At 68.7% G+C, this 20,678-nt stretch carries 17 protein-coding genes and 2 tRNA genes; 7 read left to right on the forward strand and 12 right to left on the reverse strand.

Translation table 11 applies throughout. The annotated features are described in order from the left end of the window. Positions 1 to 554: 554 nt before the first annotated feature. A complete protein-coding gene (locus AB0L65_RS08090; RefSeq protein WP_363971073.1) occupies positions 555 to 953 on the forward strand; it encodes a hypothetical protein in 399 nt (132 codons plus the stop codon). Between the two features lie 121 nt (positions 954 to 1,074). Beyond that, positions 1,075 to 1,248: a hypothetical protein gene (locus AB0L65_RS08095; protein ID WP_364241847.1), complete on the forward strand. Its 174-nt coding sequence runs from the start codon at positions 1,075 to 1,077 to the stop codon at positions 1,246 to 1,248. Here the strand turns inward: AB0L65_RS08095 and AB0L65_RS08100 are convergent. The 9 genes from AB0L65_RS08100 to AB0L65_RS08140 all read right to left on the reverse strand — a co-directional run bounded on the left by AB0L65_RS08100 (position 1,215) and on the right by AB0L65_RS08140 (position 11,062). Next, positions 1,215 to 1,898 (reverse strand): response regulator, encoded by a 684-nt coding sequence (locus AB0L65_RS08100; protein WP_364241849.1) that lies wholly within the window; start codon positions 1,896 to 1,898, stop codon positions 1,215 to 1,217. The two genes, AB0L65_RS08095 and AB0L65_RS08100, sit on opposite strands and share 34 nt — an antisense overlap. After that, positions 1,895 to 4,390: a DUF4118 domain-containing protein gene (locus AB0L65_RS08105; protein WP_364241851.1), complete on the reverse strand. Its 2,496-nt coding sequence runs from the start codon at positions 4,388 to 4,390 to the stop codon at positions 1,895 to 1,897. Before AB0L65_RS08105 ends, AB0L65_RS08100 begins: the two co-directional genes overlap by 4 nt. 9 nt (positions 4,391 to 4,399) lie before the next feature. Beyond that, on the reverse strand, positions 4,400 to 4,858 hold the full coding sequence (locus tag AB0L65_RS08110; RefSeq protein ID WP_364241853.1) for a group II truncated hemoglobin: 459 nt from the start codon (positions 4,856 to 4,858) through the stop codon (positions 4,400 to 4,402). Positions 4,859 to 4,953: 95 nt separating this feature from the next. Beyond that, positions 4,954 to 5,030: transfer RNA gene (locus tag AB0L65_RS08115), tRNA-Met, on the reverse strand. Between the two features lie 188 nt (positions 5,031 to 5,218). Beyond that, positions 5,219 to 5,295: transfer RNA gene (locus tag AB0L65_RS08120), tRNA-Met, on the reverse strand. 58 nt (positions 5,296 to 5,353) lie between these two features. Further along, on the reverse strand, positions 5,354 to 8,290 hold the full coding sequence (locus AB0L65_RS08125; protein ID WP_364241856.1) for a UPF0182 family protein: 2,937 nt from the start codon (positions 8,288 to 8,290) through the stop codon (positions 5,354 to 5,356). 129 nt (positions 8,291 to 8,419) lie between these two features. After that, on the reverse strand, positions 8,420 to 9,466 hold the full coding sequence (locus AB0L65_RS08130; RefSeq protein ID WP_364241858.1) for a PDZ domain-containing protein: 1,047 nt from the start codon (positions 9,464 to 9,466) through the stop codon (positions 8,420 to 8,422). Between the two features lie 10 nt (positions 9,467 to 9,476). Then, complete coding sequence (locus tag AB0L65_RS08135; RefSeq protein ID WP_364241860.1) at positions 9,477 to 9,902, reverse strand: molybdenum cofactor biosynthesis protein MoaE; 426 nt, start codon at positions 9,900 to 9,902, stop codon at positions 9,477 to 9,479. Positions 9,903 to 9,988: 86 nt separating this feature from the next. After that, complete coding sequence (locus tag AB0L65_RS08140) at positions 9,989 to 11,062, reverse strand: NAD-dependent epimerase/dehydratase family protein (RefSeq protein WP_350726185.1); 1,074 nt, start codon at positions 11,060 to 11,062, stop codon at positions 9,989 to 9,991. 130 nt (positions 11,063 to 11,192) lie between these two features. Between AB0L65_RS08140 and AB0L65_RS08145 the strand changes: the two genes are divergently transcribed. The 3 genes from AB0L65_RS08145 to AB0L65_RS08155 are packed head-to-tail and all read left to right on the forward strand — an operon-like array spanning position 11,193 to position 13,983. Next, positions 11,193 to 12,407 (forward strand): zinc-dependent metalloprotease, encoded by a 1,215-nt coding sequence (locus AB0L65_RS08145; RefSeq protein ID WP_357733687.1) that lies wholly within the window; start codon positions 11,193 to 11,195, stop codon positions 12,405 to 12,407. Further along, a complete protein-coding gene (locus AB0L65_RS08150; RefSeq protein ID WP_364241863.1) occupies positions 12,404 to 12,964 on the forward strand; it encodes an NUDIX domain-containing protein in 561 nt (186 codons plus the stop codon). Before AB0L65_RS08145 ends, AB0L65_RS08150 begins: the two co-directional genes overlap by 4 nt. Before the next feature lie 32 nt (positions 12,965 to 12,996). After that, positions 12,997 to 13,983 (forward strand): endonuclease/exonuclease/phosphatase family protein, encoded by a 987-nt coding sequence (locus AB0L65_RS08155; RefSeq protein WP_364241865.1) that lies wholly within the window; start codon positions 12,997 to 12,999, stop codon positions 13,981 to 13,983. On the opposite strand, the gene AB0L65_RS08160 is transcribed toward AB0L65_RS08155, so the two are convergent. Further along, positions 13,970 to 14,554 (reverse strand): hypothetical protein, encoded by a 585-nt coding sequence (locus tag AB0L65_RS08160; protein ID WP_364241868.1) that lies wholly within the window; start codon positions 14,552 to 14,554, stop codon positions 13,970 to 13,972. The two genes, AB0L65_RS08155 and AB0L65_RS08160, sit on opposite strands and share 14 nt — an antisense overlap. Then, the gene (locus tag AB0L65_RS08165) at positions 14,551 to 15,066 is read right to left on the reverse strand and encodes a M48 family metallopeptidase (RefSeq protein WP_364241870.1); all 516 of its coding nucleotides are present in this window, start codon (positions 15,064 to 15,066) and stop codon (positions 14,551 to 14,553) included. Before AB0L65_RS08165 ends, AB0L65_RS08160 begins: the two co-directional genes overlap by 4 nt. A 674-nt stretch (positions 15,067 to 15,740) precedes the next feature. On the opposite strand from AB0L65_RS08165, the gene AB0L65_RS08170 reads away from it, so the two are divergent. Both AB0L65_RS08170 and AB0L65_RS08175 read left to right on the forward strand, forming a co-directional pair. After that, positions 15,741 to 17,588: a hypothetical protein gene (locus AB0L65_RS08170; RefSeq protein ID WP_364241872.1), complete on the forward strand. Its 1,848-nt coding sequence runs from the start codon at positions 15,741 to 15,743 to the stop codon at positions 17,586 to 17,588. A 62-nt stretch (positions 17,589 to 17,650) separates the two neighbouring features. Further along, complete coding sequence (locus tag AB0L65_RS08175; RefSeq protein ID WP_364242809.1) at positions 17,651 to 18,985, forward strand: AarF/ABC1/UbiB kinase family protein; 1,335 nt, start codon at positions 17,651 to 17,653, stop codon at positions 18,983 to 18,985. A 925-nt stretch (positions 18,986 to 19,910) separates the two neighbouring features. On the opposite strand, the gene AB0L65_RS08180 is transcribed toward AB0L65_RS08175, so the two are convergent. Then, on the reverse strand, positions 19,911 to 20,630 hold the full coding sequence (locus tag AB0L65_RS08180; protein ID WP_364241874.1) for an SDR family NAD(P)-dependent oxidoreductase: 720 nt from the start codon (positions 20,628 to 20,630) through the stop codon (positions 19,911 to 19,913). Between the last annotated feature and the right edge of the window lie 48 nt (positions 20,631 to 20,678).

Consider the following 20,678-nt stretch of genomic DNA (forward strand, 5'->3'; position numbering starts at 1 on the left):
AATTTCCGTCATAAATGACGGGGATATGCATGTGTATCTCATGCACTGGCTTTTAACACACTGTTGAGTTCTCAAGAAACGGACGCGTACTTCCTCGCTCAAAACCGTTCCGGTCTTTCGCTCGGAGGCGTTCATTTCGTTGTGTCTTTATTCTTTCAGCCGTTCAAGTCCCTGTCAAATTGACCCGACTTGCTCGACCTGCTGGAATTAAGACCCGCCCCGTTTCCGGGACAACCCCTCTAACTTACCAGGCCTTCCGAATCGGTGCGAATCCACCGAAGGGCGACCTTCGAAGTAAGTGGGATTTGCCGGGCGTCTCCGGGAGTCTCTGTGGACTCCCTCGGCCGCCCTGCGCGAAGCAACTCTAGCAGCCCGACGCACCCACTTCGCGCCACTCAGGTAATCACGTGGTTGTTCCCTCACCACGCAACGCCCAAACCTCACCAAGGACACCCAGGTCGGCGCCCCAGCTGTCAAGCCGTCGGCAAGTCATCCGCAATCGCTGCCAGGTACGAAGTACCTACGAGCAGACTGCGCTCTCGGAGGTGCCCGCTATGACCCGCTCGGAGTTCGACGACATCCGTGCCTTCCTCGCCGACGAGGCGACCCATGCCGGAGACCTGCTGAGAATCGCAAGGACCCTGATCGACGACCTCGAACACGCCCGTATGCGCGAGGCCGTACTCCGTACCCACTACCTGCGTCTGCTCACGGCGGCGCGGGCGACGGTGGCGGCCGACATCGCGGACGCGCCCGACCCCATGGCGTTCCTCAAGCACGAGCTGTCCGAGCGCGGCCAGATGCCGGAGGACGGCGAGGCCGTGCAGCGCATCCTGGCGGACGCCCGTACAGCGGCCCTGCTGCTCGCCTGCCTGGAGGAGTCCGTCCCCCAGCGCCCGCGCGGAATGCGCCTGCGCCGGTGCGTCGGCATGAGGCGGACCCTCCCGCATTAGCCGCTGACCCGATGAGCACTCGGCCCATACCCGGCCTTGGCTGACCGGCTGTAAGACTTCGCATATGTGGCAGCGCGGGTTGAACTGGGCGGCAGTCGCACTAGTCGGGATATTCGGCCTGATGTGGGTCGGCGTCGTGATTTATGCCGATCAGACCTCTTCCCTCTGGATGCGGGCCGTGCAGGTGGCCTTCGGGATCCTGCTCCTGGGCTGGGCCGTGCAGCGAGCGGTCGTGATGCTCGTCAAGCCGTCAGCCCACTGCTACTCGGAGGAAGCCGACGGCTGGAACCGGTAGCCCATCCCCGACTCGGTCAGCAGATGCACCGGACGGGCAGGGTCCCGTTCGAGCTTGCGCCGGAGCTGGGCCATGTACTGGCGCAGGTAGTGCGTCTCCTTGAGGTAGGAGTCTCCCCAGACCTCTCGCAGCAGCTGGCGCTGGCTGATCAGCTTGCCCGGGTTACGCAGCAGGATCTCCAGGAAGTGCCACTCCGTGGGCGTCAGCCGTACCCCTCCCGAGATCGTCTTGCTGGAGAGGTCGATCACGTGATCGCCCAGCCGCACCGTGGCGGCCTCCTCTTCGTGCTGGCCCGTGCGGCGGGTCACCGCGCGGACGCGGGCGAGCAGCTCGTCGATGCTGAACGGCTTCGTCACGTAGTCGTCGGCGCCGGCGTCGAGCGCGTCCACCTTGTCGGTGCTGTCCGCGCGCCCCGAGAGGACGATGATCGGCACGGCGGTCCAGCCGCGCAGGCCCTCGATGACCTCCACGCCGTCCAGATCGGGCAGCCCGAGATCGAGGATGACCAGGTCGGGATGCCACTCGGCGGCCTGGCGCAGCGCCGAGCCGCCGTCGGCCGCGACGGCCACCTCGTACTGCCGGGCGGCCAGGTTGACGCGCAGCGCACGCAGGATCTGCGGCTCGTCGTCCACCACCAGCACGCGGGTCACGTGTGTCTCCGCAGCGAGACGGTCATGGTCAGTCCCCCTCCGGGCGTGTCCTCCAGCACGAGCGTGCCGCCCATCGCCTCGGTGAGGCCGCGCGAGAGCGCCAGGCCGAGCCCCACGCCCGTGTGACTGGCGCGGTCGCCGAGCCGCTGGAACGGCATGAACACCCTTTCATGCGCTTCGGGCGGAATGCCGGGGCCCCGGTCGATGATGCGGATCTCCACGTTGTCGCCGTGCCAGCTGGCGTTGACGACCACGGGCTCGCCGTCGGGGCTGTAGCGGACGGCGTTCGACATGACGTTGACGAGCACGCGCTCCAGCAGGGCGGGGTCGGCCATGATCTCGGGGACGATGGGCGGCAGGTCGCTGCGGATCTGGTCGCGTAGCGGTCCGAGGTCGTCGATGGCGTGCGGCAGCACGTCCTCGATCGCCACGGGCTCCAGGTTCACGCCGAGCACGCCTGCCTGGAGGCGGCTCATGTCGAGGAGGTTCGCGACGAGACGGTCCAGCTTGATCAGCGACTCGTCGGCAGTGGCCAGCAGCTCGCCGCGGTCCTCGTCCGACCAGGTCACGTCGGTGCTGCGCAGGCTCTCGACCGCCGCCTTGGCCGAGGCGAGCGGCGTACGCAGGTCGTGGCTGACGGCGGCCAGCAGAGCGGTGCGCATCCTGTCGGCCTCGGCCAGCGGCTCGGCCTGCTCGGCCGCCTCGCGCAGCCGCTGCTCGCGCAGGGCGACCGCCGCCTCCGCCGCGAACGCCTCCAGCACCCGCCGGTCGCTCGCGTCCAGCAGGCGTCCCCGGGCGGCGAGCACGAGCCGTTCATCGATCACGACGTCGGTGTCGGCCGTACCCGGGCTCGTGCACGGCACGCCGCCCGAGGTCGCGACGATGTGCCAGTCGTCCGTACGCTCCAGCAGGGTCACCGAGCCGAACCCGAACGTCTCCCGCGTCCTGGCCAGCAGCGACGGCAGCGCGGCGTCGCCCCTCAGCACATGACCCGCCAGCGTGGACAGCACCTCGGCGTCCGCCCGCGAGCGCGCCGCTTCCCTGCTGCGCCTGGCCGCCAGGTCGACGACCGTGCTGACCATGACCGCCACCAGCACGAACGTGGTCAGCGCGAGCACGTTCTGCGGCTCGGCGATCGTCAACGTGTGCAGCGGCGGCGTGAAGAACCAGTTGAGCAGCCCGAACCCGAGCACCGCCGCCGTCAACGCCGGCCACATGCCGCCCACCAGGGCCACCCCGACGACCAGCAGCAGGAAGAGCGGGATCTCGCTGGGCAGCGACAGGCCCAGCGGCTGGAGCGCGGCCGTGAGCAGCGGCGGCCCGAGCAGCGCCAGCCCCCAGCCGGACAGCCGCCGCCGGCGCGTCAGCGCGGCGCTCGACCGCGCCCGCCCGCGGCCCGTCCTGGTCGCCTCGTGCGTCACCATGTGCACGTCGATCGGCCCGGACAGCGCCGTCGTCGTCACACCCACGCCGCGCGCGACGATCTGCGCGAGCCGTCCCCTGCGCGACGCGCCCAGCACGAGCTGGGTGGCGTTCACACCACGGGCGAACTCCAGCAGCGCGTGCGGGATGTCGTCGCCGACCACCTGGTGGTAGGACCCGCCGAGGGCCTCGACGAGGGCCCGCTGGTGCACCAGGTTCGCGGGGTCGCCGCCGGAGGTCAGGCCGTCAGCGCTCGTGACGTGCACGGCCAGCAGATCGGCCCCCTTGCTCCTGGCCGCGATGCGCGCCGCCCGGCGGATGAGCGTGTCCCCTTCCGGGCCTCCGGTGACGGCGACCACCACGCGCTCGCGGGCCTCCCAGGTGCCCGCTATGGCATGGTCGGCGCGATATTGGTCGAGTTGCTCGTCCACCTTGTCCGCCAGCCAGATCAGGGCGATCTCCCTCAAGGCGGTCAGATTTCCGACGCGGAAGTAGTTGGCCAGCGCGGCGTCGACGCGATCGGGCGGGTAGACGTTCCCGTGTGCCATCCGCCGGCGTAGCGCCTCGGGCGCCATGTCGACGAGCTCGATCTGGTCGGCACGGCGCACCACCTCGTCGGGCACGGTCTCCCGCTGCGACACGCCGGTGATCTGCTCGACCACGTCGTTGAGGGATTCGAGGTGCTGGATGTTGAGGGTGGAGACGACGTCGATGCCAGCGTCGAGCACTTCGTCGATGTCCTGCCAGCGCTTGACGTTGCGGGAGCCGGGAACGTTCGTGTGGGCGAGCTCGTCGATCAGCGCCACGGTGGGGGCGCGGGCGATGACGGCATCGACGTCCAGCTCGGTGAACGTCGCGCCGCGGTAGGTCATCGTCCGCCTCGGCAGGACCTCGAGTCCGTCGAGCAGGCTGGCCGTCCTGGCGCGGCCGTGGGTCTCGACGAAGCCCACGACCACGTCCTTGCCACGTTCGCGGGCGCGGTGCGCCTCGCTCAGCATGTCGTACGTCTTGCCCACGCCGGGCGCCGCACCCAGGTGAACGCGCAGCCTCCCGCGGGACGTGCTCCCCATTCCTCCAGATTACGGCTGGTACGGCGGCGCGACCCCCCAGCCCCAGTGGGGCACGGGAGCCTCGAGCGGAGGCGTGGCGTCCGGCGCGGAGTTGTGCCTGGCCAGCCTGGTGCCCCATTCGACGTAGCCGGCGAACGCCGCCCTGAACTCAGGGTCGTCAGGCAGCCCCACTTCGTCGGCCGCGTCCATGAGGAGATTCACCCACCTGCGGCGCTGGGGCTCGGTGATGGCCTTGCCGAGGTGGTGGCGGAGCATGTTCGGGTAGCCGCCGCGCTCCTTGGTGTACCGGTCGGGGCCGCCGAAGACCTCGCTGAGCCACATCGCCACGTATTTGGGGTGATCGGGGTCCATGTGCGCGAACAGCGGGCCGATCAGGTCGTCCTTGACGACCGTGCGGTAGAACGCTTCGGTCAGCCGCTCGAACGCCTCAGTGCCGCCGGCCCAGTCGTAAAGGGTGGGTTCACTCATGTAATGATGTAATCATTCGCCGGGCGACGGCGGCAAGGCCGGAAACGACAGAGTCCCTGGTCTCCGGATCTCTCCGGTGACCAGGGACTCTGGCTTGGTAGCGGGGACAGGATTTGAACCTGCGACCTCTGGGTTATGAGCCCAGCGAGCTACCGAACTGCTCCACCCCGCGTCGGTGTCTCTGGATATAACTATACAGGGCCCGCGACAGTGCTTTGACCAACGCCGACCCCGAACTGCCCGCCGCGCCTTGAGGAAGGGCCGCGGACGCCCCACGCAGGTCGTGGAACGCATCCCCGGACCCCTGTGGGACCAATAGCAAAAGCCCGGACTCCGATTAAGGAGCCCGGGCTTCTGGACTGGTAGCGGGGGCAGGATTTGAACCTGCGACCTCTGGGTTATGAGCCCAGCGAGCTACCGAACTGCTCCACCCCGCGTCGCGTTGTTGCCTTTAAAGACTAGTGGGCGACGCGGGGTGGGCGCAAACCGATTGCGCTAGGACGTGCCCGCCGCTTGCGATCCCGTAGGCGATGGCGAGACGGAAGGCGTGGCCGACGGCGAGACCGACGGACTGGCGGATGGAGTGGCCGACGGGGTCGCCGAGGGCTTGGGCTGCTGGGCGTTGGCCCCTTCCAGCGCCTTCAGCGCCTCCTCCAGCCGCTTCTGCGCCTCGCCGTAGGCATCCCAGTTGGGCGGACTGGACTGCAGGGCCTTCTGCGCGTCCTCGTACGCCTTCTTGGCGTTGGCGATCGCCGAGTTGATCGCCGTGTTGGCCTGGTTGGGGACGTTCTGCTCGGTGGGGGTGTTCGGCTGCTGTTGCTGGCCGCCGAAGACCTCCGCGAGCGCCTTCTCCAGGTCCGGCCCGACGCCGATCTTGTTGCCGTACGACACCAGGACCCGCTGCAGGATCGGGTACGGCTCCTGGCCACCGCCCGCGGCCACCTGGACGTACACCGGCTCGACGTAGAGCAGGCCGCCCGCGTACGGCAGCGTCAGCAGGTTGCCGTACCGGAGCGACGAGCTACCCACGCCCATCACGTTGAGCTGACCGGCGAGGCGGCTCTGGAAGGCGTTCTGCACCTGTCCTGGGCCCGGGATGGGCGTGTTGGACGGCATGCGCAGGATGCGCAGCCGGCCGTAGCCGGAGCCGGCCGACGAGTCGACCGCCATGAACGCCGACAGGTTGGCGCTCCCCTGCCGTGGCACGAACGTCGTCGTCAGCGAGAACGTCGGCGTGCCGCCCGGCATCGTGGTGGTCAGGTAGTAGGGCGGCTGCTTGATGTTCTTGTCGTTCTGCGTGGGGTCGCCCGGGACGTTCCAGAAGTCCTGGCCGTTGTAGAAGGCGGCCGGGTTGGTGATGTGGTAGCGCGACAGCGTGTAGCGCTGCACCTTGAACAGGTCTTCGGGGTAGCGGACGTGGTTGCGCAGGTCGGCGCTCATCTCCGAGGCCGGGCGGATGACCCCCGGGAACGCCTTGCTCCAGGTCTTGAGCAGCGGGTCGTTGGTGTCCCAGCCGTAGAGCGTGACCGTGCCGTCGTAGGCGTCGACCGTGGCCTTGACGGAGTTGCGGATGTAGTTGACCTTGTCGCTCGGCTGCTGGGCGATCACGCGGCGGTCGGTGGACGCGTCGCGCGTCATGTCGCCGAGGCTCTCGCTCTGCGAGTACGGGTAGTCGTTGGACGTGGTGTAGCCGTCGAGGATCCAGGTGATGCGCCCGTCGACGATCGCCGGGTAGGGGTTGCCGTCGAGCGTGAGGAAGGGCGCGACCTTCTGGACCCTGTCGCGCGGGTTGCGCACGTACAGGATCTGGGAGTTGTCGTTGACGTCGCCCGACAGCAGGATGTTCGCCTCGCCGTACTTGGCGGCGTAGACGAGCCTGTTGAGGAACGAGCCGACGCGGACGCCGCCCTTGCCGTCGTAGATGTTGTCGGCCTGGCCCGTGCCGCCCGTCTGCGGGTAGTCGAGCTCCTTCGTCTTCGGGTTGCCGCCCGCGATGATGTACTCCTCGGCGGCCGGCTCCTCGCCGAAGTAGATGCGCGGCTGGCGCAGCCCGGTGGTGGTCGCCAGAGGGCCGGTGACCGGCATGTCCTTGGCGTCGTAGTTGGGCAGGCCACCGCCGTCGACCTGGTTGCCCGGCGCGGCGACGAAGCCGTAGCCGTGCGTGTAGACCAGGGCCCGGTTGATCCAGTTGTTCTGGCCCTCGGGCGGACCGGTCATCTCCCGCACGCCGACGACATGGTCGACCAGCTTGCCGGTGCTGTCGGGGTAGCGGTCGACGTCGAGCGTGTCGCCGAAGTTGTAGAAACCGCGGATGCGCTGCGTCTGCTCGTACGTCGAGGACAGCAGCGCCGGGTCGAGCAGCCGGACGCCGGAGACGGAGGCGTCGCCCCCCTTCTGGACCTTGGACGGGTCGGACTCGGCGTTGTAGTTTTCGACCTCGGTCTTGTCGATGTTGTACGCCTCGCGCGTGGCGTTGATGTTGCGCTGGATGTAGGCCGCTTCCTTGCCCTGCTGGTTGGGCTTGACCTGGAACTGCTCGACCAGCGCCGGGTAGACGCCGCCGATCAGGATGGCCGAGAGCACGAGCAGGCCGGCCGAGACGCCGGGGAGCATGCCGCCGGGCCGGAAGATGCCGGCGAAGAACAGTGCGGCGCAGATCAGCGCGATGATCGCGAGGATGGTCTTGGCCGGCAGGACGGCGTTGACGTCGGTGTAGGACGCGCCGTGGACGAACCCGCGGTCGGAGAAGACCAGACCGTAGCGGTCGACCCAGTAGGCGACGGCTTTCAGCAGGACGAAGACGCCGAGCAGCACCGACAGGTGGACGCGGGCCGCCCTGGAGGCGTGCACGCCCGGGGACTGCAGCCGGAACCCGCCGTACAGGTAGTGCGTGATCGCCGCCAGCACGATCGAGATGATCACGGCGGTGAACAGGAAGTTCAGCACCATCCGGATGAACGGATAGTCGAACACGTAGAACGAGATGTCCAGCCCGAACAGCGTGTCCTGCTTGCCGAACGACTCGCCGTTGACGAACTTCAGCCACGTCTCCCACTGGCCGGCGAAGGAGGAGCCGGAGAAGAGGGCGAGCAGGCCCATGCCGACGATGAAGATCAGCTTGCGGTGGGGGTCGAGCGCCATGCGGTAGCGGTCGGCGCCGCTGCCCCCGCCGAACATCGCCGGTCCGAACATCGGCCGCGTCCGGAAGGCCAGCAGCATGTTGCCGCCCGCGATGCCGACCATCAGCAGCGCGCCGACCAGGAACAGCACGATCTCGGTCAGCAGGACGCCGGTGAAGATCGACGTGTACTTGGCCGCGTCAAACCATAGATAGTCGGTATAAATACCGGAAAATAGGAAAAATAGCGCCACGATCGCCACCAGAGCGATCGCCACAGGCAGAAGCAGTCTCGGACGGCGGGGCAAGCGCATCGCCCTACCGGCTCCTGGGGTCCGGAAGCTCAAGGCCAACCCCTCGTCGTGATGAAGAAACGGTCCGTGTCTGGCAACTTACACCGCAGTGCCAGCCCTACGGCTAACGCACGGCGAGCTCCAGAAGTTTCATCCGGTCTCGCACGCGGGCACGTTTCCCTTACCCGTGCGCAGCGCGTCGAGCGCGAGCACCGCGTCATGCAGCGTGTCGGCCCTGACCAGCCGGAGCCCGTCGGGCACGGCTTGCATGGCCTCGGCGCAGTTGTCGGCGGGCGTCAGGAAGACCGTCGCGCCGGAGTCTTTCGCGCCCACCATCTTCTGGGCGATGCCGCCGATCGCGCCGACCTCGCCCGACGGCTGGATCGTGCCGGTGCCGGCGATCCGCTTGCCGCCGGTGATCTCACCCGGCGTCAGCTTGTCGACTATGCCGAGCGAGAACATCAGCCCCGCGCTCGGCCCGCCGACGTCGCCGACGTTGATGTCGACGTCGAACGGGAACTTGTACTTGGCCTGCATGACCACACCCACGAGGGTCTGCCCCTTGGGTCCGGCCACGGTGGGCACGGTGACGTCGAGCTTCTGGCCTCCCCTGGTGACGGAGAAGGCCACGTTGTCGCCCGGCTTGTGCGCCTTGACCGCGTCACCCACGACGTCGACGTCCTTCGCGGGCTTGCCGTCCACGGAGTTGATCTCGTCGCCCTTCAACAGCTTGCCGTCGGCGGGCCGGCCCTTTTCCGTGGAGACCACGGTCACGACCATGTTGAAGGGGATCTTGAGCTCGCTGAGGGCGGCGGCCCTGGCGGAGTCCTGGGAGTTGGTCATCTCGACCGTGTTCTCCTCCTCGACCTCCTTGGGGTCGCGGTTGGGAGCGAAGATGGTCTCCTGCGGGACCACCGCCACGGTCGGGTCGATCCAGCCGCGCAACGCCGTCAGCAGGTCGATCTGAGCGGCCGGGCCGCCTTGGTAGGCCACCGTGACCAGGCTCAGCGCGCCGCTGGTCGGGTAGGTCTCCCGCCCCTTGATCGAGATCACGGGCTTCTTGTCGACCTCGCCGATCGTGTTCTCGGTCGGGCCGGGGCTCAGCACGACGTACGGGACCGGACTGAACGCGCCCACGACGCCGAGCGCGAGCACAAGGAATCCCGCGAGCAGAAGGGTCAGGGCGCGTCGTGACATGTCGATGAGCTTATTCGCCGGCGCCGACCCATTCGGTCTCACCGTCGGCGAACACCTGGTGTTTCCAGATGGGGACGTTTGCCTTCAGGTCGTCGATCAACCGTCTCGAAGCCCTGAACGCCTCGTCCCTGTGGGGTGCGGCCACCGCGACGATGACGGCCGCCTCGCCCAGCTCCAGGTCGCCCACGCGGTGGACGGCGGCCAGCGCCGTCACGGGGAAGTCGGCGGCCACCTTCTCGGCGACCTGCCGCAGCTCGGCCTCCGCCGAGGGGTGGGCCGAGTAGGAGAGCCTGGTCACCGGTTTTCCGTGGTCCTGCTCGCGCACGGTGCCCACGAAGAGGGCGGTGCCGCCGGCGGCGTGGTCGCCCACGGCGGCCAGCACCTCGTCGACGGAGAGCGCGGTATCACGAATGCCGAGCAACCGGATGACGTCCACGCAAAGAGCCTACCAACAAGAAATCCGCCCGCTGGACTCCCGAAACGCCGTCGTACCTGGTCAAGGCCGGGTTGACGGCGGATTTCTCAGCCGCGCCGCTTCTTGCGCACCTGGCGGACGATCGCGGCGGTGCCGATGACGGCCACGGTGGCGCCGGCCGCGGTGAGCGTGGCCTCCTTGACGGGCAGGCGCCGGCCGACCACTGTCGTCCTGTTCTCGCGCAGCTCCAGGAGCTCCTCGAACGCGGCCTCGTTCGTCCACGAGGGCTTCCAGCCCGCCTCGCGCAGCGCCGTGCAGTCGACGACCCACGGGTAGACGACGTAGTGCAGGTCGGTCGCCGGGGCCGGGGTGATGCCGAGCCGGTGGAGGCGCTGGGCCGTGCTGAACGTCAGCCCCGCGGGCAGCTCGAACCTGCGGATGCTCGACAGCTCCTCGACCTGCTCCTGCTCCATCCATCCGTCGGAGCCGACGGCGACCACGCCCGTGACGACACCGCGGGCGGCCAGGTCGAGCGCCGAGACCAGGTCGTCGATGTGGCAGAACTGCCAGCGCGGGTTGCAGCCCTTGACCGTCAGGAGCCTGGGCGACTCGAAGTGACGGGTGATGACGGTGTCCACTCCCGGGCCGACGACCGCGGCCGGGCGCAGCACGGTGACCTCCAGGCCGGGGTGGCTGCGCAGCGACCGGCGTACCAGGGACTCGATCTCCAGGTAGTCGCCCACGACGCCGGTGTCGGGCTCGGCCGCCACGGGGGCGTCTTCAGGCAGGGGCACCTCGTTGTCGGGCGCGGCGCCGTACACCATCGCGCTCGTGACCAGCACCACACGCCGCACGCGCGCCGCCGCGCAGGCGGTCAGCACCGTCTGGGCGGCCCGCAGATTGTACGCGCGCCGCTCGGACGGGTCGGAGTCGACGGCGTAGTCACCGGCCAGATGGACCAGGACGTCGATGTCGGAGATCCGGTTCGCCAAGAGCGGATCCCGTACGTCGATCACTCTCCACGTGGCTTCCCCGACATCACCGCGCTCCTCGTCAATGGCCACCACCCTGCGGAAATCCGCGGAGGATACGAGCCTCGCGAGCAGCTCTCGGCCTATGCCGGAGGCCGCTCCGGTGACGGCTACTACGGGTTGGCTCGGGCGTTTCGAGGTAGGCACCAGGTCCTCACTTTGCACTGATCCGCCGTAGGACGACTAACGTGGCGGATGTGGACTCCTCCATCCTGCACGAGGTAGAGCGGTGACTGACCTGCCAGGTCGCGAAAACGACCCTAACGAGAACCCGTTCGCCATGTTCGGCAACCCTGAGCAGATGGCTCAGGCGATGCGCCAGTTCGCCGACATGCTGTCGGCGCCTCAGGGTTCAGGCCCTGTCAACTGGGACATGGCGAAGAACATCGCCCGGCACGCCGTGGTCGCCCAAGGCGATCCGAGCGTCATGGAAGGCGAGCGCCGTCAGATCGTCGACGCGCTGAGCCTGGCCGACCTGTGGCTGAACGAGGCGACGACGCTGCCGAGCGGCGTGTCCAACCCGCAGGCCTGGAGCCGGTCCGAGTGGATCGAGAACACCATCCCGGTCTGGCGCAAGCTCTGCGAGCCGATCGCGGAGCGCATGGTCGAGACCATGGGCGGCGCGCTCGGCGGATCCGGGCTGCCTCCCGAGGCCCAGCAGATGGCCGGCCCGCTGCTCGGCATGCTCAAGCAGATGGGCGGCATGATGGTCGGCCAGCAGATCGGGCAGGCGATCAGCTCGCTGGCCCGCGAGGTGGTCGGCACCACCGACATCGGCCTGCCGCTGTCCGACACGGCCGCGCTGCTGCCCGGGGGCATCGCCTCGTTCAGCGAGGGCCTGGAGATCCCGGCCGACGAGATCCGGCTCTACCTGGCGCTGCGCGAGGCCGCGCACCACCGGCTGTTCCAGCACGTCCCGTGGCTGCGCTCCCACCTGCTGGGCGCGGTCGAGGAATACGCCAAGGGCATCACCGTCGACACCTCGGCGCTCGAGGAGCAGATCCGCGGTCTCGACATCAACAATCCCCAGGCGATCCAGGAGGCGCTGAGCGGGGGCAACCTGCTCAAGCCCGAGGAGACCGAGCGGCAGAAGGCCGCCCTGGCGCGGCTGGAGACGATGCTCGCCCTGGTCGAGGGGTGGGTGGCCACCGTGGTCGACCAGGCCGCCGAGGGCAAGCTGCCCTCCGCCGTGGCGCTGGCGGAGACCGTACGCCGGCGGCGCGCGACCGGTGGGCCCGCGGAGCTGACGTTCGGCACGCTGGTGGGGCTGGAGCTGCGGCCCCGGCGGCTGCGTGAGGCGGCGGCGCTGTGGCGCGCGCTGGAGAGCGAGCGCGGGCTCGAGGGCCGCGACGCGCTGTGGGGCCACCCCGATCTCATGCCGACGGCCGACGACCTCGACGATCCCGACGCGTTCGTACGCGGTGAGGCGGCCTGGGACATCTCCCAGCTGGAGGCGAAGCCGGACGACGAGGGCGACAAGGGCGACGAGAGTTGAGTTTGCACGGCGACGCGGTGGCGGTGCTGTCCGCGTGGAACGCGCCCACGCCCGAGGAAGAGGCGTTGCGCCTGGAGTTCCTGGAGCATTTGCGGGCGCATGACGACGCGATGCTGCGGGAATGCGTACCGGGGCATCTGACGGCGACGACGGCGGTGCTGTCGCACGACGGCACGCAGGTGCTGCTCACGCTGCATCCGAAGGCCAAGAAGTGGCTGCCCATGGGTGGCCACTGCGAGATTTCCGACATGTCGCTCATGGATGTTGCTCTGCGGGAAGCATGGGAGGAGTCGGGAATTTCCGGGCTTGAGCTGCTGCCCGGGCCGCTCGCGGTCGACAGGCACGAGGTGTGGTGCCATCCCCCGTACAGCTGGCATCTCGACGTCGAGTACGCGGCCGTGGCCCCGCCCGGCGCCGAGGCCGTGATCAGCGACGAGTCGCTCGACCTGCGCTGGTTCCCCGTGGACGCGATCCCCGAGCTGTCCGACGAGGCGACGCGGCGGCTGGCCGCACGTGGACAGGCGGCTCTTAGCTCGGGCTCACGCGCGTTTGGCTAGAGTCCTTTGCGTCGTTCCAAATAGGGGGCTGCGTGGAGACTTCTGCCGTCGGCGGCACGATCGTGACACCCGGGCGCAAGCGCCGGAAGTTCCCCGCGACTACTTTGACCTGGCTGGCCGTGACCCCGTTCGCGGCGTGGGCCGTGGCGCGGGTGGCCGGTCTGGAGCGGGGGTCGCTGCCCACGCAGATCATGACCGCCACCCCGTACGCCGCGGCCGGCTCGCTGGTCCCGCTCCTGATCGCCGCGGTCGGGCGTAAGCGGGCGGCGACCGCCGTCGCGCTGCTGGCCACGACCGCGCTCGGCTTCAGCGTGCTGCCCAGGGCTCTGGGCAGGGCGGAGGCCACCACGGGCAGGCCGCTGAAGGTCATGACGATCAACATGCTGTTCGGCCGGGCCGACACGGCGACGATCATGAAGCTGGTACGTGAGTTCCGGCCCGACGTGCTGAGCACGCAGGAGCTCACCCCTGGGGCGGTCGCCGACCTCGACGAGGCCGGGCTCAAGGAGCTGATGCCGTACCGCGTGCTGCAGGACGAGTGGAGCGCCGGCGGGAGCGGGCTCTACTCCAGGCATCCGGTGGAGCCGCTGTGGAACGTGATGCCGCCGGTCGGGCACCAGATGCCCGCCGCGATGATCTCGCTGCCGGGCGGGAAGCCGATCGAGTTCATCGACGCGCATCCGTTCCCGCCGCTCGGGCCCCAGGTCATCGAGTGGAACGAGGCCATGGCGGCCTTTCCCTCAACCTCCCCCGACCGGATCCGGATCATCGCGGGTGACTTCAACGCCTCCCTCGACCACGCCGCCCTGCGCGGGCTGCTGGCTCGCGGCTACAAGGACGCGGCCGACACCGTTGGGGCCGGGCTGATACCGACGTGGCCGGCGAACAAGCGGGTGCCGCCGATCATCACGATCGACCACGTACTGGTGGACGAGCGGGTGGGGGTGAAGGAGGTCAGCGTGCGCGACGTGCCGAAGACCGACCACCGGGCGGTGCTGGCCGAGCTCACCGTGCCCTGATCAGCGCCCTGGTGCTCTCCCAGCCTTCCAGGCCGGGGTCGAGGCGTTCGACGTCTTCGGGGGTGCGCAGGCGGTGCCAGCCCGGGGTGGTGGCGACCTTACGGGGGCCCGGGGCCTGGGCGCGCAGGGTGGCCACGATCCGCTCGTCGTCGAGGTCGGGGTCCGCCCAGGTGGGCGGGGGGAGCGCGCAGGCCATGGCCACGGCGCCGCCGTTCTCCGCCGGGCAGATGGTGATCTCGGCCCTGCCGAGCTCCCTGAACAGCTTGCCGACGAGGAGGGGCGGCAGGTCGGGCGCGTCCGCGCTGATCACTGCGACTTGGTCGGCTTTGAGGCGCTGAAGGATGATTTTTAGCGGTTCGTCGTCTTTTATCGTGATTACTTCGGTGCCCGGCCAGACGATCTCCTCCAGCTCGGGAAGGCTGGTGATCAGGACCGGGGTGACGAGCTCCAGCCCCGCGACCATCTCGTAGGTGTCCTCGGCCACCGCTTCGAGGAACCGCGCGGGATCCACGCCCGGGGGCGCTGCCTGTGCCATGCGCTGTCGTACCAGGACCGCGGCGATGCGCGTCAACACTCCTCCGGTGCCGTCTGGGCCGCGGCCGAGAATCCCTCCAGAAACCCGCGCGCGCGTTCTGCCTTGGGATACTGTTCTACCAGCGCCCAGAACTTGGCACCGTGGCTGGGCACCAGCAGATGCACCAGCTCGTGGATGATCACGTAGTTGATGACCCATTCGGGCAGGCCCTTGAGCCTGATCGAGATCCTGATCGTGCCGTTCTCGGGGGTGCACGAACCCCATCGGTGCTGCTGGTTGTCGACCCAGCGCACGCTCGCCGGCTCCGCCATGCCGTCGAGGAATTTCGCTGACAGTTCTCTGGCTCGTTCGAGCAGCGCCTCGTCGGTGGGCCTTCGTCGGCGTTCCTTCGCAGCCAGCCGATCCAGCATCCGGCTCACCCATTCATCTGCGTCATCGCCACTCAGCCAGGCGGGCAGGAGCACGATCGTCTTGTCGCCGTCGCGGTAGGCGGAGACCGTACGCCGGCGACGAGAACTGCGACGAACCTCGACTGTCTCGGGGGGCACATATGCACGGTAGCCGACCCTGGCGAAATTCCACAGAGGGTGGACGTTGTTTCTGCTGGTCAGATGATTAAGAGCCGGTGAATTTGGGCATGCGGCGTTTCCCGATGGGCGTCGAGCGCCTGATCATGCGGGTGGAGGCCGTGGTCACGGGCCAGACGGAAGATTCCCACCTCAGCACGGCTTCCAAGCCTTGATGGTCTTGGTTCTGGGGTAGTTTGCGGGGTCTTGTGGTGATGGGAGCGTTCTAAATGATCTTCATTCCGGCCCCTCAAGCTTCCGACATTCGGTCATTTTTCGGGAAAGCTTGATTTACCAGACCTTTATCTAGCGATCTCCCTCACCCGCCCCCCTTGGCCGCGTCACGCCCCTGCGTTTGGAACCCCGAGGCCACCCTTTCGTGCCCCAAGGGTCGCTCCCCCGCCCCAGCCACCCGCACCACACCATCCGACAGCCACTGTCCGAGGCCACATTCCGACCCCCTCCACACGGCTCACCCGCAACCGCCCCAACCCCCCGAGCCAACCGGAGGCGGCCTTGCCCCTCATCAACCGGATATGCCGCCCATCGGTACTCTGACCTGCTTGCTTTCCACAGGCGCCTTCAGGACCCGTAGTTATCCACAGCCATCACCGAACCCCCTCGGGATCTTGCTCCTGCATGGAACCCTTCCCGCCATGAGGCCACGTGTGAAGCCCGCCCTCCGGCGCATCATCCGCGACAAGCACACACTCCAGTACGGCGCCCACCCTCTCCGGGCCGTCATGCTGAGCGGCCTGACCGAGGCCGTCCGTCAATGGATAGAGAGCCTCGACGGCACCCGCGACCTGGAGTGCGTCCTGAGCGACGCGGCCGCCGCCGGCCTGGACGAGATCCGCGCCCGATCCCTGCTGGATCAGCTCGCCGCCCAAGGCGCTCTCCACGACGCCGCCACCAGTCCCGCACCGATCGCCGACCTCTCTCTGGCCGAACGGGACCGCCTGCGACCGGACCTCGACGCCCTCGACCTCGCCTCGACCGCCCCCGACGGCGCGATCGGCCTCATCGCCCGCCGCCGCGAGCGGCGGGTGCGCGTCTATGGGGCGGGCCGGGTGGGCGCCCAGGTGGCCGCCCTGCTCGCCGCCTCCGGAGTCGGCACCATCCGAATCCTCGACCCAGCCACGGCACGCCCGTGCGACATCACACCGGGCGGTCTGACGTGGGCGGAGGTGGGCCTCCCCCGCGAGGTCGGCGCCGCGATGGTCGCCCGGCGACTCACCTCAGGCGGCCCCACCCCCACGGCGCAGCGCAGTCCGGCCGCCTCCGCCGCCACCGCACCTCCCATCCCCCTCCACACCGCCACATCTCAGCCCACTGCCACCGCGCCACCCCAGCCCACCGTGGGCACCGCCACAGCCCAGCCCATCGCCACCACCGTGCCACCCCAGACCACCGTCGGCACCACCACGGCCCAGCCCATGGCCGCCACCGGCGCCAACCCACCCCAGGCCACCGGCACCACCACGCCCCAACCCATCGCCACCACTGGCACCAACCCAGCCCAGCCCACCGCCAGCGCCGGTTCCACCCGCGCAAGTGAGAACCCTCGCGCCACCGCAAACAGCCGCGGCGCCGAAGGAACCCCAACAGCCCAGCCCTCCCATCCCCAACGCCCGCAAGCCGGGAAAGGTCCTCGCACCACCCGAGCTACGCAAGGCACCCGCATCCCCCAAACCGAGGAAGACGGCCGCATCACATGGGCTCGTGAGAACACCCGCTCCGCTCGAACCACGGCAGGGGCGCAGCCCATCGGCTCAGCACCTTCCACTCGAACCACGGAAGGCGCACAACCCACCAGCCCAGCACCTTCCGCCCGGACCATGAAAAGCGGGCAGCCCACCAGCCCAGCACCTCCCACCCGAACCACGAACGGCGCGCAGCCCACCAGCTCGGCACGGACTGCAGCAGTGCCCGCGGAGGTGGGGAGCCGTTGGGATGGCCTGGAGCACGAGGACGGCGAGAACGTGCGGCGGCCGTCCGTCAACGCGATGGCGGGAGGCCCCTACCTCGGGGATCAGTCGGATCGCCCCGACCTCGTCATACTCGCACCCGTCGCCCCTCTCGACGGGGTGATGGTCAACGAGTTGACCGCGCTCGGCATCCCGCATCTCCTGGCCTCGGCCTTCGAAGGGCACGGGACCGTGGGCCCGCTGGTCCTCCCTGGGAAGACGGCGTGCCTGCACTGCCTGGACCTGACGCGGCGGGATCGAGACCCGATGTGGCCGATCGTCACCGCCCGGTTGGGCGGATATCCGCCGGGCGAGATCGCCTGCGACGTCACCCTGGCGGCGCTGGTCGCGGCGGCGGTGGCGGGCCACGCGCTTGCCTACCTGGATGGCAGAGAGTCGGCTGTGACCAACGGCACAATGGACGTAACACCTGATTGGCGCTGGAAAAGACGGTCGTGGACCATACATCCGCAATGTCGTTGTATGCGAAACAATCCATATTCGCTAAGAATGGTCATGTCTCCTAACCGCGACTGACGTGCTCAGAGGATGACCATGAAGGGGGGAAGCGGTATCTCGTCGAGGTTCCGCGCATGAGGGTGAGCGATCTTCCGCGCCGTGCTGTCACGCGTTCCGCCAAGCTGGCCGCCCTTCCACTCGGTTTCGCCGGCCGCGCCGCTCTCGGGCTGGGCAAGCGGCTCGGCGGCAAGTCCGCGGAGATCGTGGCTCAGGAGGTTCAGCAGCGTACGGCCGAGCAGATCTTCAAGGTGCTCGGCGAGCTCAAAGGCGGCGCGATGAAGCTCGGGCAGGCGCTGTCCATCTTCGAGGCGGCGCTGCCGCAGGAGATCGTCGGTCCCTATCGAGCCACGCTGACCAAGCTTCAGGACGCCGCTCCCCCGCTGCCCGTGTCCACCGTCCACAAGGTGCTCACCGAGCAGTTGGGCGACGACTGGCGGGAAAACTTCCTGTCGTTCGACGACCAGCCGACGGCCGCGGCGTCCATCGGCCAGGTGCACAAGGCCGTGTGGCACGACGGCAGGGAGGTGGCCGTCAAGATCCAGTACCCGGGGGCGGGCAAGGCCCTGCTCGGCGACTTCGCGCAGCTGGCGCGGCTGGGCAAGCTGTTCGGCGTGCTGCTGCCCGGCCTCGACGTGAAGGCGGTGCTGGCGGAGCTGCGCGAACGGGTCGCGGAGGAGCTCGACTATCTCCGGGAGGCCGAGGCTCAGCACGCCTTCGCGCTGGAGTTCAACGATGATCCCGACTTCCACGTCCCCGATGTGGTCGCGGCCAACGAGCTGGTGCTGGTCAGCGAGTGGATGGACGGCACCCCGCTGTCCCGCGTCATCACCGAGGGCACCAAGGAGCAGCGCGACCGGGCGGGATTACTCTTCGTACGCTTCCTCTTCTGCTCCCCCGCGCGAGTCGGGATGCTCCACGCTGACCCGCACCCGGGCAACTTCCGCATGCTGGCCAACGGCAAGCTCGGAGTCCTCGACTTCGGCGCGGTCAACCGCCTGCCCGGGGGCTACCCCAAGGCGTTCGGGCGGCTGACGCGGATCTTCAACGAGGGCGACATGGAGACCGTCACGGCGGGCCTGCGCCGGGAAGGCTTCATCCGGAGCGACATCGAGATCGATCCGGACGCGCTCCGGGCCTTTCTCGCGCCGTACGTGGAGCCGACGGCGGTGGAGGAGTTCACGTTCAGCCGGGAGTGGCTGCAGGCCCAGGCCGCGAGCGTGACGGATCTGCGGCCTACCAACGTGGTCCGCCAGCTCAACCTGCCTACCTCGTACGTGCTCATCCACCGGGTCCACGCGGCGGGCATCGGCGTCCTGTGCCAGCTGGGCACCACGGCGCGCTTCCGCGACGAGGTGATCCGCTGGGTCCCCGGCTTCGCCGACGACCCCAACGACGAGGCACTGGCCATCGGTTGATCGTCCCGGTCCTTGGGGCTGATCCGGCGGCTTGTTTGGCGGGCCGCAGGGATTTTACTGAACATCAGGTTAACTTCCGACTCCGCTGTGTAATGATACGAGTGCAAGCCGTTACCAACGCGAAAGGATCCACATGCGCCGATCCGCGCGCCTGCTCACCACCTCCGCGGACCCACTCGCTCCCCCACCCCCCATGGCGCGGGTAGCACGAACGCGGTCAGGTCGGCATGAGCTCGCGCACGGTTCGGCGTCATGGTGCCTGAAGTGAGTGCGGCGCTCCGATGTCCGTGACCGATCCGGCTTCCGGAACGGCCCATACGGGTCCGTGACCCCCGGCCGGATCGGTCCACAAGGCCGGTGCATGTGCCCGTGCCATGCTCGGTGATCCCACCGGCGCTGATGGTCAGCACACCCCCTCCAGGGTGCTGAGCCGGCGCCGGTGGGTGAGCAACACGGCACATCCCCCGGCAGTGTCGAGCCGAGGCCGCGAGCCGAGCGCCAGGGCACATCTTCCGGCAGTGTCGGGCTGAGGCCAGGAGCCACGCACCAAGACACGTCCCCGTCTTTCGGTGCCGACATCAGGGTCAGTGGACGGACAGCAGCAGGGCACGTCGTCCGACGATGTCGAACCCGTTATGGCAATGCGAGGCGTGGCCTGTGGGCGTCACGGGCGACCGTGCCCGCGGGCGCTACCTGCCGGTGGGTACCGGTGCCCGAGCCCCGGGTAGTCACCACGCAGCCAGCGCCCGAGCCCCGGCCGATCATCACGCAGCCAGCGCCGAGCCCCGGGCAGTCACATGGCAGCCGTTACCCGAGCCCCGGCCAGTCGCCACGCGACCAACGCCCGAGCCCTGGGCAGTCGCCACGCGACCGGCAGCCGAGTTCCAGCCAGTCACCACGCAGCCGGTGCCCGAGTCCCGGGCGGTCACCAGGCAACGGGGCCGAGGCGGTCGATGAAGATGCCGGTTGGCCCGTCGGCGTCGATCATCGCGAGCTTGACGATCGGGTCGGTGCCCTCGGTGACCGTCAGCTGGCCGGTGTGATGGTTCATGTCGGTGGCGGCGAACTTGCGGTTGGCGACTTCTCCGGGAGTGACCAGGTTGAATTTGATCCCTGGGAGCGCCTGGGCGTACCGGACGGTGATCATGTTCAGTGCCGCCTTCGACGAGCTGTAGGCGAGCTCGTGCATCTTCGAGGCGGGCTGTTCCGCATCGGTCACGACCGCGAAGGCACCGACGGCGCTGGACACCATCACCACCCGCGGATTGTCCGCCGCCTGCAGCAAGGGAAGGAACGCGTGCGTGACCCTGATCGGTCCGTACACGTTGGTGTCGTAGACGGAGTGAATCTCGTCAGCCGTCGCGTCCGCAGGTGGGACGACGCTTCCCGGCGCGCCGGCGTTGTTGATCAGCACATCCAGTCGGTCGGTGTGCTCGCGAACGAGCCGTACCGCGTCCTTCACCGACTCGTCCGAGGTCACGTCCAGGGGGACCATGACCACGTTCGCGCCGCCGTCGGTCAGCTGGGCGGCGGCCGCTCGCCCTCGCTCTTCGTCGCGCGAGCCGAGGAAGATCGTCCAGCCCTGCTCCCCGAGCCGCCTGGCCGCCTCAAGACCGAGCCCCTTGTTGGCGCCGGTGATCAGCACTGTGGTCTGTTCCGAGTTCGTCATGCCCTCTGAGACGAGACACCCCGC

It is taken from the genome of Nonomuraea sp. NPDC052116, assembly GCF_040680035.1.
In the GTDB taxonomy this organism is placed as follows: domain Bacteria; phylum Actinomycetota; class Actinomycetes; order Streptosporangiales; family Streptosporangiaceae; genus Nonomuraea; species Nonomuraea angiospora_A.

Bases quoted from the DNA above. Each gene is read 5' to 3' on its own strand.
- AB0L65_RS08145 (WP_357733687.1), top strand. From the start codon at position 11,193: ATGTTCGGCAACCCTGAGCAGATGGCTCAGGCGATGCGCCAGTTCGCC.
- AB0L65_RS08170 (WP_364241872.1), top strand. From the start codon at position 15,741: ATGAGGCCACGTGTGAAGCCCGCCCTCCGGCGCATCATCCGCGACAAG.
- AB0L65_RS08105 (WP_364241851.1), bottom strand. From the start codon at position 4,390: ATGGGGAGCACGTCCCGCGGGAGGCTGCGCGTTCACCTGGGTGCGGCG.
- AB0L65_RS08090 (WP_363971073.1), top strand. From the start codon at position 555: ATGACCCGCTCGGAGTTCGACGACATCCGTGCCTTCCTCGCCGACGAG.
- AB0L65_RS08095 (WP_364241847.1), top strand. From the start codon at position 1,075: ATGTGGGTCGGCGTCGTGATTTATGCCGATCAGACCTCTTCCCTCTGG.
- AB0L65_RS08130 (WP_364241858.1), bottom strand. From the start codon at position 9,466: ATGTCACGACGCGCCCTGACCCTTCTGCTCGCGGGATTCCTTGTGCTC.
- AB0L65_RS08125 (WP_364241856.1), bottom strand. From the start codon at position 8,290: ATGCGCTTGCCCCGCCGTCCGAGACTGCTTCTGCCTGTGGCGATCGCT.
- AB0L65_RS08110 (WP_364241853.1), bottom strand. From the start codon at position 4,858: ATGAGTGAACCCACCCTTTACGACTGGGCCGGCGGCACTGAGGCGTTC.